General features: G+C 65.0%; 15 protein-coding genes. 14 read left to right on the top strand and 1 reads right to left on the bottom strand.

Going from position 1 to position 12888, the window contains the following annotated elements; genetic code table 11:
* Positions 1-22 precede the first annotated feature (22 nt).
* From ctaD to BHE01S_RS29075, 5 genes are all read left to right on the top strand, one after another.
* Entirely contained in the window at positions 23-1636 is a 1614-nt protein-coding gene (gene ctaD / locus BHE01S_RS29090; protein WP_042270068.1) for a cytochrome c oxidase subunit I, read from the top strand.
* Between the two features lie 149 nt (positions 1637-1785).
* Positions 1786-1926: a cytochrome oxidase small assembly protein gene (locus BHE01S_RS38100; protein WP_208867222.1), complete on the top strand. Its 141-nt coding sequence runs from the start codon at positions 1786-1788 to the stop codon at positions 1924-1926.
* Positions 1927-1966: 40 nt separating this feature from the next.
* Positions 1967-2545, top strand: coding sequence for a cytochrome c oxidase assembly protein (locus tag BHE01S_RS29085; RefSeq protein ID WP_042270066.1), 579 nt, complete (start codon positions 1967-1969; stop codon positions 2543-2545).
* 43 nt (positions 2546-2588) lie between these two features.
* Complete coding sequence (locus tag BHE01S_RS29080) at positions 2589-2810, top strand: DUF2970 domain-containing protein (RefSeq protein WP_042270063.1); 222 nt, start codon at positions 2589-2591, stop codon at positions 2808-2810.
* A gap of 104 nt (positions 2811-2914) precedes the next feature.
* Positions 2915-3772 (top strand): cytochrome c oxidase subunit 3, encoded by an 858-nt coding sequence (locus tag BHE01S_RS29075; protein ID WP_042270061.1) that lies wholly within the window; start codon positions 2915-2917, stop codon positions 3770-3772.
* A gap of 135 nt (positions 3773-3907) precedes the next feature.
* On the opposite strand, the gene BHE01S_RS29070 is transcribed toward BHE01S_RS29075, so the two are convergent.
* A complete protein-coding gene (locus BHE01S_RS29070) occupies positions 3908-4117 on the bottom strand; it encodes a twin transmembrane helix small protein (protein WP_028201826.1) in 210 nt (69 codons plus the stop codon).
* A gap of 105 nt (positions 4118-4222) precedes the next feature.
* Between BHE01S_RS29070 and BHE01S_RS29065 the strand changes: the two genes are divergently transcribed.
* From BHE01S_RS29065 to BHE01S_RS29025, 9 genes are all read left to right on the top strand, one after another.
* Positions 4223-5029, top strand: a complete 807-nt coding sequence (locus BHE01S_RS29065) for an SURF1 family protein (protein ID WP_042270059.1) — start codon at positions 4223-4225, stop codon at positions 5027-5029.
* A 104-nt stretch (positions 5030-5133) separates the two neighbouring features.
* Positions 5134-5790: an SCO family protein gene (locus BHE01S_RS29060; RefSeq protein ID WP_042270058.1), complete on the top strand. Its 657-nt coding sequence runs from the start codon at positions 5134-5136 to the stop codon at positions 5788-5790.
* Positions 5791-5828: 38 nt separating this feature from the next.
* Positions 5829-6938, top strand: a complete 1110-nt coding sequence (locus BHE01S_RS29055; RefSeq protein WP_042270056.1) for a COX15/CtaA family protein — start codon at positions 5829-5831, stop codon at positions 6936-6938.
* Between the two features lie 9 nt (positions 6939-6947).
* A complete protein-coding gene (cyoE, locus tag BHE01S_RS29050) occupies positions 6948-7862 on the top strand; it encodes a heme o synthase (protein WP_042270054.1) in 915 nt (304 codons plus the stop codon).
* A 4-nt stretch (positions 7863-7866) separates the two neighbouring features.
* Complete coding sequence (locus BHE01S_RS29045) at positions 7867-8508, top strand: SCO family protein (RefSeq protein WP_042270052.1); 642 nt, start codon at positions 7867-7869, stop codon at positions 8506-8508.
* A 191-nt stretch (positions 8509-8699) separates the two neighbouring features.
* A complete protein-coding gene (locus BHE01S_RS29040) occupies positions 8700-9512 on the top strand; it encodes a MetQ/NlpA family ABC transporter substrate-binding protein (RefSeq protein ID WP_042270050.1) in 813 nt (270 codons plus the stop codon).
* A gap of 457 nt (positions 9513-9969) precedes the next feature.
* Positions 9970-10704 carry a GntR family transcriptional regulator gene (locus tag BHE01S_RS29035; RefSeq protein WP_042270048.1) on the top strand — a complete coding sequence of 245 codons (735 nt, stop codon included), beginning with the start codon at positions 9970-9972 and terminating at the stop codon, positions 10702-10704.
* 76 nt (positions 10705-10780) lie between these two features.
* The gene (gene nagA, locus BHE01S_RS29030; protein ID WP_042270046.1) at positions 10781-11884 is read left to right on the top strand and encodes an N-acetylglucosamine-6-phosphate deacetylase; all 1104 of its coding nucleotides are present in this window, start codon (positions 10781-10783) and stop codon (positions 11882-11884) included.
* Positions 11877-12884, top strand: coding sequence for an SIS domain-containing protein (locus BHE01S_RS29025; RefSeq protein WP_042270044.1), 1008 nt, complete (start codon positions 11877-11879; stop codon positions 12882-12884). The genes nagA and BHE01S_RS29025 overlap by 8 nt, the downstream gene beginning before the upstream one ends.
* Positions 12885-12888: the final 4 nt, after the last annotated feature.

Below are 12888 nucleotides of genomic sequence, written 5' to 3'. Positions count from 1 at the left end.
CCGGGCCGACAGGAGATAAGTCATGTCTAGCATCGGACACGATGTAGCTGGAGGGCACGGCCACGTGCACGGCGACCACGCGCACGCCACGCCCCACGGCTGGCGCCGCTGGCTGCTAGCGACGAACCACAAGGACATCGGAACGCTGTATCTGCTCTTCTCGTTCGTGATGTTCCTCTCGGGCGGCGTCATGGCGCTCGCCATTCGTGCGGAGCTGTTCGAGCCGGGCATGCAGATCATGCGCCCCGAGTTCTTCAACCAGCTCACCACGATGCACGGTCTCATCATGGTGTTCGGCGCGATCATGCCGGCCTTCGTGGGCTTCGCGAACTGGATGATTCCACTGCAGATCGGCGCTTCGGACATGGCGTTCGCGCGCATGAACAACTTCAGCTTCTGGCTGCTGCCCGCCGCCGCGTGTCTGCTGGTCGGCTCGTTCTTCGCACCGGGCGGCGCGACCGCCGCGGGCTGGACGCTCTATGCGCCGCTCTCCACGCAGATGGGCCCGGGCATGGACTTCGCGATCTTCGCGGTGCACATCATGGGCGCCTCGTCGATCATGGGCGGCATCAACATCGTCGTGACCATCCTGAACCTGCGCGCGCCGGGCATGACGCTCATGAAGATGCCGATGTTCGTGTGGACGTGGCTCATCACCGCCTACCTGCTGATCGCCGTGATGCCGGTGCTCGCGGGCGCGATCACGATGCTGCTGTTCGACCGCCACTTCGGCACGAGCTTCTTCAACGCTGCCGGCGGCGGCGACCCGGTCATGTACCAGCACATCTTCTGGTTCTTCGGGCACCCCGAGGTCTACATCATGATCTTGCCGGCGTTCGGGATCGTCTCGCAGGTCATTCCGGCGTTCTCGCGCAAGCCGCTGTTCGGCTATAGCTCGATGGTGTACGCCACGGCATCGATTGCGATTCTCTCGTTCATGGTCTGGGCGCACCACATGTTCGCGACCGGCATGCCGGTCACGGGCCAGCTCTTCTTCATGTACGCGACCATGCTGATCGCCGTGCCGACGGGCGTGAAGGTGTTCAACTGGGTCGCCACCATGTGGCGCGGCTCGCTCACCTTCGAAACGCCGATGCTGTGGGCGGTCGGGTTCCTGATCGTGTTCACGTTCGGCGGTCTCTCGGGCCTCATGCTCGCCATGGCGCCGCTCGACATCCAGTATCACGGCACCTACTTCGTGGTGGCGCACTTCCATTACGTGCTGGTGGCCGGATCATTATTCGCGTTGTTCGCAGGGTGGTATTACTGGTCTCCCAAATGGACCGGCTGGATGTACAACGAGACACGCGGCAAGATCCACTTCTGGTGCTCGCTTGTCTTCTTCAATCTCGCCTTCCTGCCGATGCACTTCGTCGGCCTCGCCGGCATGCCGCGCCGCTATGCCGACTATCCCGCCCAGTTCACCGACTGGAACCAGGTGATCTCGATCGGCGCCTTCGGCTTCGGACTTTCTCAGGTGTACTTCCTGTTTGCCGTGGCGCTGCCCGCCTATCGCGGCGGCGGCGAACTGGAGAAGGCCAGCGACAAGCCGTGGGACGGTGCGACGGGCCTCGAGTGGACCGTGCCGAGCCCGGCGCCGTTCCACACGTTCGAGAATCCGCCGACGGTCGAGTGAGCCGCTGAGCCTGCCGTTGAGCCTGTGGCGTCCGGCTGTGCGCAGCCGGACGCGAACGAAGTCCGCGGTCTTCACGCAGTCTTCATCGGAGCACGTACGAGAGGCCATTCACGATGCAAGGAGAAGCCGCGGCGAGCCGCGTTGAACGCATGACCCGGGATCCACAAAAAAGACGCACGCCCGAGCAGATCCGCGCGGGCAATCTGCGGCTCGGCCTCATTCTGTTGGCCGTCGTAGTCGGTTTCTTTGTGGCTGCCGTCGTCAAGCAGGTGTATTTCCCCGGCCACTGACGCGCAGCGCGTTTGCCGGAAGATCGTTCGAGGAAGTCCGATGTCCACGCAAGCGGGAAATGATCGCGCGTTCAACCGGTCGATGCTCATCAAGCTCGTCGTCGTGGCGCTGCTGATGTTCGGATTCGGCTTTGCGCTCGTGCCGATGTATCGCGCGATCTGCCAGGTCACCGGCATCAACAACCTGGTGCAGCGCGACGCCACCGAGCGCGAGGCGCGCAACACGCAGGTGGACATGACGCGCACGATCTCCGTGGAGTTCGACGCGAACGCACGCGGGCTGCTCGGTTTCAAGCCGGAGCAAGCGAGCCTCGACGTGCATCCGGGCGAAGTCATGACGGTGATGTACGACATTTCGAACAACGAAGGACGCACGATCGACGCGCAGGCCATTCCGAGCTACGCGCCGAAGCAGGCGACGGAGTACTTCCGCAAGATCGAGTGTTTCTGCTTCACGCAGCAGGTCCTGAAGGCGAACGAGACGAAGCGCATGCCGGTGGTGTTCGTGATCGACCCGAAGCTGCCGAAGGACGTGAAGACGATCACGCTGTCGTACACGTTCTTCGAACTGAACAAGCCGGCCGTGCCGCCGCCGCCGAAGCAGTCGGCGGGCGCATGAGGCTTCGGCGCCGGGATCAACGAGGCCAGGAGGCGAAAGGCGCATGAGCGACGAACGCGGCGGTGCAGGGCCGGCGAAGAAGAAGGGCGGCATCCTGCAGGTGATGAAAGCGGTGGCGTGGTCCTTTCTCGGCGTGCGCAAGCGCGCCGACCTCGAAGACGACGCCGCGAACCTGCACCCTGTGCAGTTGATCATCGCGGGCATCGTCGGTGCGGTGCTGTTCATCGTCGTGCTGCTGCTGATCGTGCACGCGGTGGTGGGATGAGCTTTTCGCGCGCCACGCCGCGCGCGATGCAGTGAATAACGAGGACACACCCGGATCAATGCGGCCGGCGAAGTCCGGAGCAACTGGAAACTGGAGAAACTGGCATGAGCGGCCAAAACGATAGCCCGTACTACTTCGTACCGCACCCGTCGCGGCACCCGATCAGCGCGTCCATTGGGCTTCTGGTCATGCTCGCGTCGCTCGCTTCGTGGATCAACGGCGAGTCGTGGGCGCCGATCGGCGTGCTCGCCGGCCTGCTATGGCTGCTCTTCACGCTGTGGCACTGGTTCGGCGACGCCATCGCCGAATCCGAGGGCGGCATGTACGGCAAGCGTGTCGACGTGTCATACCGGTGGAGCATGAGCTGGTTCATCTTCTCGGAAGTGATGTTCTTCGGCGCGTTCTTCGGCGCGCTCTTCTACGCACGCGCGATCGCCCTGCATCAGCTCGGCAGCCTCGACTACAAGCTGATCTGGCCGGACTTCTCGGCCGTCTGGCCGAACAACGGTCCCGCGGCGCTGGTCTCGCACTTCCGCTCGATGACGCCGTGGCCCGTGCCGACCATCAACACGGCGCTGCTGCTTTCCTCGGGCGCGACGCTCACGGTTTCGCACCACGCGCTGCGCGACAACCATCGCTCGAAGGCCATCGCCTGGCTCGCCGCGACGATCGTGCTGGGAGTGTGCTTCCTCTTCCTGCAGGCGTTCGAATACATCCACGCTTACAACGAACTGAACCTCACGCTCGCCTCGGGCATCTACGGTTCGACGTTCTTCCTGCTCACGGGCTTCCACGGCTTCCACGTGTTCCTGGGCGGCACGATGCTGACTGTCGTGATGATCCGGCTCATTCGCGGCCACTTCACCGCGGAGCATCACTTCGCATTCGAAGGCGCGGCATGGTACTGGCACTTCGTTGACGTGGTGTGGCTCGGCCTCTACGTCGTCGTGTACTGGCTGTGATGCAGGGGTGCGCCGCGCGCATCGCGGCGCGTGAGACGCGAATGAAACCAGGCGCCGCCCGACCTCGTCGGCGCGGCGCCTTGTGTTTTCCGCAATGGGGTTTGCGCGGCGGTGTCCGGTGATGGCCAGCCGCGCTCAGCGGCCGTAAGGAATCCCGGTGGACTGGATCCAGCCCATCCAGTGCGCGAACAGGATGAACAGGAATAGCGAAATGGAAAGTCCCACGCGCGTGGCGAGCGACCAGACCATCCGCTTGGTGCGGCCCCGGTCGTGCATCATGAAGTAGAGCGCGGAGATCATGCTCGCGATGATCAGCGCGAACGCAACGGGGACGAGTATGTGCATGAAGTTCACGGAATTTGGCATGCCTGAAAACGTCTGTCTCATTATCGCACCACGCTGGGTGGCGCGGGGCTCGACCACCGGTCTCTCACGCATCGGACGTGCCCAATGAAAATCCGGCTCGTCCCCACGCTGCTGATCCTGATCGTGATGGCCGTGACGATCCGGCTCGGCTTCTGGCAGCGCGACCGCGCGCATCAGAAGGAGGCGCTGCAGGCGCAAATCACGCAGTACGAATCGTCTGCGCCGCTACCGGTGGGCGCCGCTCCGCTCGCGCTGAAGGACATCGAGTTCCATCGTGTGCGGGCGACGGGCACCTTCCTGCCCGGGCGCGTGGTGTACCTCGACAATCGTCCGTATAACGATCAGCCGGGTTTTTATGTCGTGATGCCGTTTAAACTCGAAGGCGGCGGCTACGTGCTGGTCAATCGCGGCTGGCTGCCGCGCAACATCGCCGACCGCGCCGCGATCGCGCCCTATGTCACGCCGCCTGGGCCGGTCGTCGTGGAGGGCATTGCGCGCGCGGACGCCTCGCGCGCGTTCGAACTCGGTGCGGGCGGCTCTGCAGCGCATCAGAAGATACGGCAGAATCTCGGCGTCGCTTCCTACGCTGAGGAAACCGGGTTGCCGCTGCAACCGTTCGTGATCCAGCAAACCGGCTTCGTGCCGGCCTTCAAGGACGGGCTCGTGCGCGATTGGCCGGTGCCGGATACGGACGTCGAGCGCAACTACGGCTACATGCTCCAGTGGTGGGGCATGGCGCTCGCGGCCCTCGGTTTCGGCCTGTTTGCGGCCCGTAAAGCTGCGAAAAACGCTGCGGATAGCGCTGCGACAAAAGCGCGCACCGAAGGCAAAGCCGGGCGGCACGGCGAAGCGCCCGGAAGGCAAGACACAGGCAGCGCGAAGGACGCCTGATGATCCATCGGACGAATCAATCGCATCTCTACATGATCCGGACAAGGGCGCTGCGCCTGCAGCACATGGACAACTGAAAGCGACAGAAGCGAGGTTACCCGAGAGTGTCGACGCAATCCCCCCGTTCCGCCCAGGTCGCGCAGCCGGCCGCCACGCCCGCGCAGAAGGACGCGCACAAGAACGCAAAGCGGCGCGGCCGCTGGACGCTCGTCATCATCATGCTCATCTGCGGCGCGCCGATCGCGATCTCGTACTTTACGTACTACGTGATCAAGCCGAAGGGCGGCACGACGAGCTATGGCGCGCTCATCGAGCCGCAGCGGCCCATTCCCGGCGCGCTCATGGTGACGGGCGACGACGGTCACGAGGTGCCGCTCGCCTCGTTCAAGGGCCGCTGGCTGATGATCTCGGTGAACGGCGGCGACTGCGGCGAAGCCTGCGTGACGAAGCTCTATTTCATGCGCCAGGTGCGCGCGACGCAGGGCCCGGAGCGCGAGCGCATCGTCACGGTCTGGCTGCGCACCGACGACGCAGGCGTCCCCGCGAAGGTGAAGGGCGCCTACGCGGACACGCGCATGCTGCGCGCCGATCCGGTCGCCGTCGCCGCGTGGCTGCCCGCCACGCCGACGACGAAAGATACCGACCACATCTATCTGGTCGATCCGAACGGCAATCTGATGATGCGATTCCCGGCACACGCCGACCCGTCGAAAATCAAACAAGACGTCACTAAACTGCTCAAGTGGTCCCGCATCGGTTAAGGTGCGCAGCGCGAGTTTGACAGAGAAGAGTAAGAGAGATGTTTATCCTGGAGCTGGGCCTGATTGGCCTGTGCATCGCGTTGCTGCCGCTCTCGTGGGTCTGGGTGAAGGCCGACGACGACAAGTTTCGCAAGCTCGTGTGGCTCACGACGTTCATGACGCTCGACCTCGTGATGTTCGGCGGCTTCACGCGCCTGACCGACTCGGGCCTCGGCTGTCCTGACTGGCCGGGCTGCTATGGCACGTCCTCGCCGTTTATCGCGCATGCGCAGATTGCCGCGGCGCATCTCGCCATGCCGAGCGGCCCCGTGAGCATGACGAAGGCGTGGATCGAGATGATCCACCGCTATTTCGCCATGGCGATCGGTGTCCTGATCATCGCGCAGATGGCGATCGCCTGGCGCGCGCGCATCAAGCGCCTGCCGCTGCATGTGTCGCCGTGGTGGCCTACCGCGCTGCTCGGGCTGATCCTCGTGCAGGGCGTGTTCGGCGCGTGGACGGTGACGATGAAACTGCAGCCCGTCATCGTCACCACGCACCTCCTGCTCGGCCTCACGCTGCTTGGCTCGCTCGCGTGGCTCGGCGCGCGCATGACGCCGCTGCCCGCATACGAGCCCGATGCCGCGCGCTGGCGCGTGGCCGCGCTGGCGGCGCTTGGGCTGCTCGTTTTGCAGATCGCGCTGGGCGGCTGGGTGAGCACGAACTACGCGGTGCTCGCCTGCACCGACTTCCCGACCTGCAACGGCGCGTGGATTCCGCCGATGGATTTCCATCACGGCTTCCACCTGTGGCGCGCGCTCGGCATGGACGGCAACGGCGACGTGATCACGCAGGACGCGCTCGTCGCGATCCACTGGACGCACCGTACGTTCGCGTTCGTGGTGATCGCTTATCTGGTATGGTTCGCCCTCAAGTTGCGACGCTATGTCTCGCTGCGACGCCCGGCAAACTGGATCATTATCGTCATCTTTATCCAGTTTTTGACTGGGCTTTCCAACATCGTGCTGCAGTGGCCGCTGCCCGTCGCAGTGGCGCACAACGGTGGCGCGGCGATCCTGCTGCTTTTGGTCGTCGTGCTAAACTTTCGAATTGCTTGTAGCCGCCCCGGCCGCGCCGTTCTCCCAGCGCGCGACACCGCTGCGGTGTGATCCCGCCCTATGGAAAGTACAACCCTATCCCAAAATCCTGGCAGGCCCGGTAGCCGGATTTCCCAATATCTCGCGCTCACCAAGCCGCGCGTCACGCAACTCGCCGTGTTTTGCGCCGTCATCGGCATGTTCCTCGCCGTGCCGGGCATGGTGCCCTGGAAGCAGCTGATCGGCGGCACCGTCGGCATCTGGCTCACGGCCGGTGCGGCTTTCGCGATCAACTGTCTGGTCGAGCAAAAGGTGGATGCGCGCATGCGTCGCACTGCCTGGCGTCCTTCGGCGCGCGGCGAGATCACGAGCACCCAGATCCTGATCTTCTCGGCGGTGATCGGCGGCCTCGGCATGTGGGTGCTGTACACGTTCACCAATCCGCTCACCATGTGGCTCACGGTCGCGACCTTCATTGGCTACGCGATCATCTACACGCTGCTGCTCAAGCCGGCCACGCCGCAGAACATCGTGATCGGCGGCGCCTCGGGCGCCATGCCGCCGGCGCTCGGCTGGGCCGCGGTGACTGGCCACGTGCCCGGCGACGCCTGGATTCTCGTGCTCATCATTTTCGTGTGGACGCCGCCGCACTTCTGGGCGCTCGCGCTCTACCGCCGCAAGGACTACGAAAACGCGGGCCTGCCGATGCTCCCGAATACCCACGGCGAAAAGTACACGCGTCTGCACATCCTGCTCTACACCGTGATCCTCTTCGCGGTCACGCTGATGCCGTACATCTCGGGCATGAGCGGCGTGCTGTATCTGGCTGCGGCCGTGCTGCTCGGCGCTGTGTTCCTCGCCTACGCCTGGAAGATCTACGTCGAGTATTCCGATGCACTGGCGCGCAAGACTTTCCGCTATTCGATCGTCTACCTCTCGTTGCTGTTCGTGGCGCTGCTCGTCGATCATTACGTGCATGCGCTCATCGCGGCGTAACGACATGGCCCACCGCACGCTTGCGCGCCTGGCGCGCGCCACGGTCGTCGCGCTTGCCGCTGCAGGCGCACTCGGCGGCACGCTGGTTCTCGAGGGCTGCGGCCAGCAGCCGCCCTCGTTCTCGAACCTCGACATCACCGGCAATACGCAGTTCGGCAAGGACTTCGCATTGCCCGACACCAGCGGCAAGACGCGCACGCTCGCCGACTTCAAGGACAAGGTGGTCGTGCTGTTCTTCGGTTACACGCACTGTCCGGACGTTTGCCCGACCACCATGGCCGAGCTTTCGCAGGCGCTCCAGCAGTTGGGACCCGATGCGGCGAAGCGCGTGCAGGTGCTGTTCGTCACCGTCGATCCCGAGCGCGACACGCCGCAGATCCTGAGCCAGTACACGGCCGCGTTCAATCCGGCCTTCATTGGGCTGCGCCCGGCCAGCGAGGACCAGCTCAAGCAGGTGGCGAAGGATTTCCGCGTGTACTACGCGAAGGTTCCCGGCAACACGCCGGATAGCTACACGATGGACCACACCGCGGCGAGCTACGTGTTCGACACGACCGGCAAGCTGCGCCTCTTTGCGCGCGACGGGCAGGGCGTCACGCCCTGGCTGCACGATCTGAAGATCCTCCTCGGCTTGAATCCCGACTAAGGGACGCCCGGCGTGTTCGCCTCGAGAGGCGAACACGTGCCGCGCGCTTCAAGGCTGCGCGGGCATACCAGTATGCGAATTCATTATTTCCGGCAACCGGTTCCATATGAGACGATTTATATCGTCCGGCAGACGGCGCACAACGCCGCGGAATCGGAGCAACACCAAAACCACGCAGGAACATCATCTTCATGCAGCGCAGAAATCTGATTAAAGCACTCCTCGCCGGCGTAGCCGCCACCACGCTTGCAGCCAGCCTCGGCGCACGCGCCGACGACCAGGTCATCAAGGTCGGCACCGTTGCAGGTCCGGACGCGCAAGTCTGGGCCGTCGTCCAGAAGGTTGCCAGGCGCGAAGGCCTGAACGTCAAGGTCGTCGAATTCAACGACTACGTGCAGCCGAACGCCGCGCTCGACGCCGGCGACCTCGACGCCAACAGCTTCCAGACCGGCCCGTATCTCGACAGCCAGATCAAGCAGCGCGGCTACAAGCTCGTGAACGCGGGCCTCACGTACATCTCGCCCATTGGCGTGTACTCGAAAAAGCTCAAATCCCTGAACGAGCTGCCGCAGGGCGCGAAGGTCGCCGTGCCGAACGACCCGTCGAACGAAAACCGCGCGCTGCTGCTCCTGCAAAGCAAGGGCCTGATCAAGTTGCGCGCTGGCGCGGGCACCAACGGCAATAACGCGACGCCGCTCGACGTCGCCGAAAACCAGAAGAAGATCAAGCTCGTCGAACTCGACGCCGCACAGCTGCCGCGCGCGCTCGGCGACGTGGACGCCGCCGTGATCAACACGAACTACGCACTCGCGGCCGGCCTGCAGCCGACCAAAGACGCCATCGCAATCGAGGACATTCACAGCCCGTACGCGAATCTGATCGCCGTTCGCACCCAGGACAAGGACAAGCCGTGGGTGAAGAAGCTGGTTGCCGCGTACCAGTCGGAAGACGTGCGCCAGTTCATCAAGAACGAGTTCAAGGGCTCGATGGTTCCGTCGTTCTAAGGGACCTTCGAGAAGCGGCAGCCTGCGTCCAATCGACGCAAGAACCAGCAGGACCCGAACGCCGTGGCGAGCGCCACGGCGTTTTTTATTGCGCGTGCACTGCACTATCGGGATCCACGCGTTCTGTCCTGCCGAAGTCGCGTCCTGGTCCTATGGCGGTCCTACGGTGGGCTATGTCAAATAACCTGTTGATGCCGCCTTGATCCCATCGTGGTGCCTCTCCAGGGTAAATCCTGATATCGGATTGCCTCTCACCGGAGCGTTGTATTGTCGTGTAATAGATTGATTTTTAAGGATATTTTTTAGTGCTCCGAGGCAGGGCGGCACCTGTTGACTGGTCTTATTGTGGTTATATAATGGGCTCGCATTCGCACCGGACCAATCTGCACAACCGGCACTGCCGCGTAGCATGCCCGTCCGGCCCCTCCACGATCGTCCAACCGCTGCCGCCAAGTCCATGGAAACCCGTTGGTCTGCCCTGATGCCCGATGCGCGCAATGTGACGCCGCTCTATCTGCAGCTGGCGCGCAACCTTGCCACGGCCATTCACTGCGGCGTGTGGTCGGCCGGCGAGGCGCTGCCGTCGGAGCGCACCCTGTCGGACGCCATCGGCGTGTCGCGCATCACCGCGCGCAAGGCGATCGAGCTGCTCGTGGAACAGGGGCTGATCCGGCGCGCGCGCGGCGCGGGCAGCTTCATCACGCCGCGCGTGGAAGATCCGCTTTCGCGCCTCACGGGCTTCACGAAGAAAATGGAGCAGCGCGGCTTCACGCCCGACTCGGTGTGGCTCGCGCGCGAGGTGCGGCCCGCGCATCGCGAGGAGATCGTGCAGCTCGGCCTCTCGCCGGGCGCTTCGGTCGCGAGCCTGCGCCGCCTGCGGCGCGCCGACGGCACCGTGATGGCGGTCGAGCATTCGGCGCTGCCGGTATCGATCGTGCCGGAACCGCAAGCCATCGAGGGCTCGCTGTATGCGTATCTGGAGCAGCGCCGCGTACCCGTGGTGCGCGCCCTGCAGCACTTTCGCGCGGTCAACGCGACGGGCGAGATCGCCGCGCTGATGGGCGTCGAGCCGCGCGCCGCGCTGCTCGTCATCACGCGCGTGGGCTTTTCCGCCGATCAGCGCGCCATCGAGCTGACCGACACCTATTGCCGCGACGGCTATTACGACTTCGTTGCGGAGCTGCGCCAGTGAGCCCCGCCGCAGTCTCTCTCATGCACGTCACCGAAACGTCCTACCGCGCTTCGATGCGCCTCATCGGAAAACTCTCATGCTGAGCGGAAACATACTCACCCCTGAAGGCTGGATCCACGGCACGCTGTCGTTCGAGAACGGACGCATCACCGCGATCACGGGCGGGGCCACCGATCCGGCGAAGAACGACGCGCCCTACATCCTGCCGGGCTTCATCGACCTGCACGTGCATGGCGGCGGCGGCGCCGACGTAATGGAAGCCGGCGACGCGATCGAAACCATCGCGCGCACCCATGCCCGTTACGGCACCACGAGCCTGCTCGCCACCACCATGACCGCCCCGCGCGACGAACTGATGAACGTGGTCGCGGGCCTCGGCCACGTCACGCGCAACCGCACGGCGGGCGGCGCACGCGTGCTGGGCGTGCACCTCGAAGGTCCGTACATCAATCCGGGCAAGCTCGGCGCGCAGCCCGACGCCGCCGTTTCGGCCGTGCTCGACGAAGTGCTCAAGTACCTCTCGATCGCGCCGATTCGCGTGGTGACCGTGGCGCCCGAGATTGCGGGCCATATCGAGATCATCGGCGAGATGGCGGCGCGCGGCGTGCGCGTGCAGATCGGCCACTCGCTCGCGACCTACGACGACGCCGTGGCCGCGCTCAAGCACGGCGCCTGCGGCTTCACGCATCTCTTCAACGCGATGTCGCCGCTGCATCATCGTAATCCGGGCGTGGTCGGCGCGGCGCTCGCGCATGCCGAGTACGCGGAGATCATTCCGGACCTGCTGCACGTGCATCCCGGTGCGATCCGCGCCGCGCTGCGCGCCATTCCGCGCCTGTATGTGGTGACCGACAGCACCTCGGCCACCGGCATGCCCGACGGCGAATACCGCCTCGGCAGCCAGCACGTGACGAAATGCCTTGGCGGCGTGCGCCTCGCCGACGGCACGCTCGCGGGCAGCACCCTCACCATGGACCAGGCGCTGCGCAATCTCGTCTCGATCGGCCTGCCGATCGCGGACGTGTCCGCGCGCCTGTCGCGCTATGCCGCCGACTACCTCGGCATCGAAGACCGTGGCCGCCTCGCGCGCGGCGCATGGGCCGATGTCAACGTGTTCGATCGCGAGCTGGCGCTCACCGCGACCTATGTCGAAGGAGAATCGATTGTCGAATATGCTTAAGGAAGCGCTGGCCTCGGCCGGCGTCGTCGCCGCGCAGCTCGCGGACACCTCGCGCGTCGAGGCGCTCGCCCGCGCGCTGGCGGATGAACCGCGCCACGTCGCGCTCACCGTCGCGCGCGGCAGTTCGGACCACGCGGCGAGCTACTTCGCTGCGCTCACCATGAGCCGCATCGGCGTACCGGTGGCCACGCTGCCGATGTCGATCGCGACGCTCCAGCAGGCGCCCTTACGTGTGCGCGGCCAGTTTGCCCTTGCTTTCTCCCAATCAGGTAGGAGTCCTGACCTCGTCGCGACGATCAGGGCGCTGCGCGAAGCCGGCGCGCTGACGGCGGCGATGGTCAACGTCGCGGGCTCGCCGCTCGCCGAAGCCGCCGGCACGGAGCTGCCGCTCCTCGCCGGTCCCGAGCTGAGCGTGGCGGCAACCAAGAGCTATATCGCGATGCTCGCGATGTCGGCGCAGCTCGTCGGCTTCTGGCAGCGCGACGCCGCGTTCCTCGACGCGGTGCGCGCGCTGCCCGACGCGCTCGATCGCGCGGGCACGCTCGACTGGTCGAAGGCCGTCGAGGAATTGCGCGACGTAAGCCAGATGATCGTTATCGGCCGTGGTCCGGGCCTTGCCGTTGCGCAGGAGGCCGCGCTCAAGCTCAAGGAAACCTCGGGCATTCAGGCCGAAGCGTTTTCGAGCGCCGAAGTGCGCCACGGCCCGATGGAGCTGATCGACCGCGATTATCCGCTGCTCGTGTTCGCCCCGCGCGGGCCGGAGCAGGCGGGTCTGATCGAGTTTGCGCGCGACATGGAAAAGCGCGGTGCGCGCGTGCTGCTCGCGGCGCCCGCCGACGTGGCCGGCGCCGCGCTGCCGCTCGAAACGGCTGCCGATGCGGCACTCGATCCCATCGCGGCCATTTTGTCGTTCTACGTCATGGCGGCCGGCCTCGCCGCCGCGCGCGGCCGCAATCCGGACGAGCCGCGTTACCTGAACAAAGTCACCGAAACCCACTAGATTG

The organism is Paraburkholderia heleia NBRC 101817 (genome assembly GCF_000739775.1).
GTDB lineage: Bacteria > Pseudomonadota > Gammaproteobacteria > Burkholderiales > Burkholderiaceae > Paraburkholderia > Paraburkholderia heleia.
The sequence above is the reverse complement of the archived record's forward strand: the minus strand, read 5'-3'. Positions and strand labels throughout refer to the sequence as shown.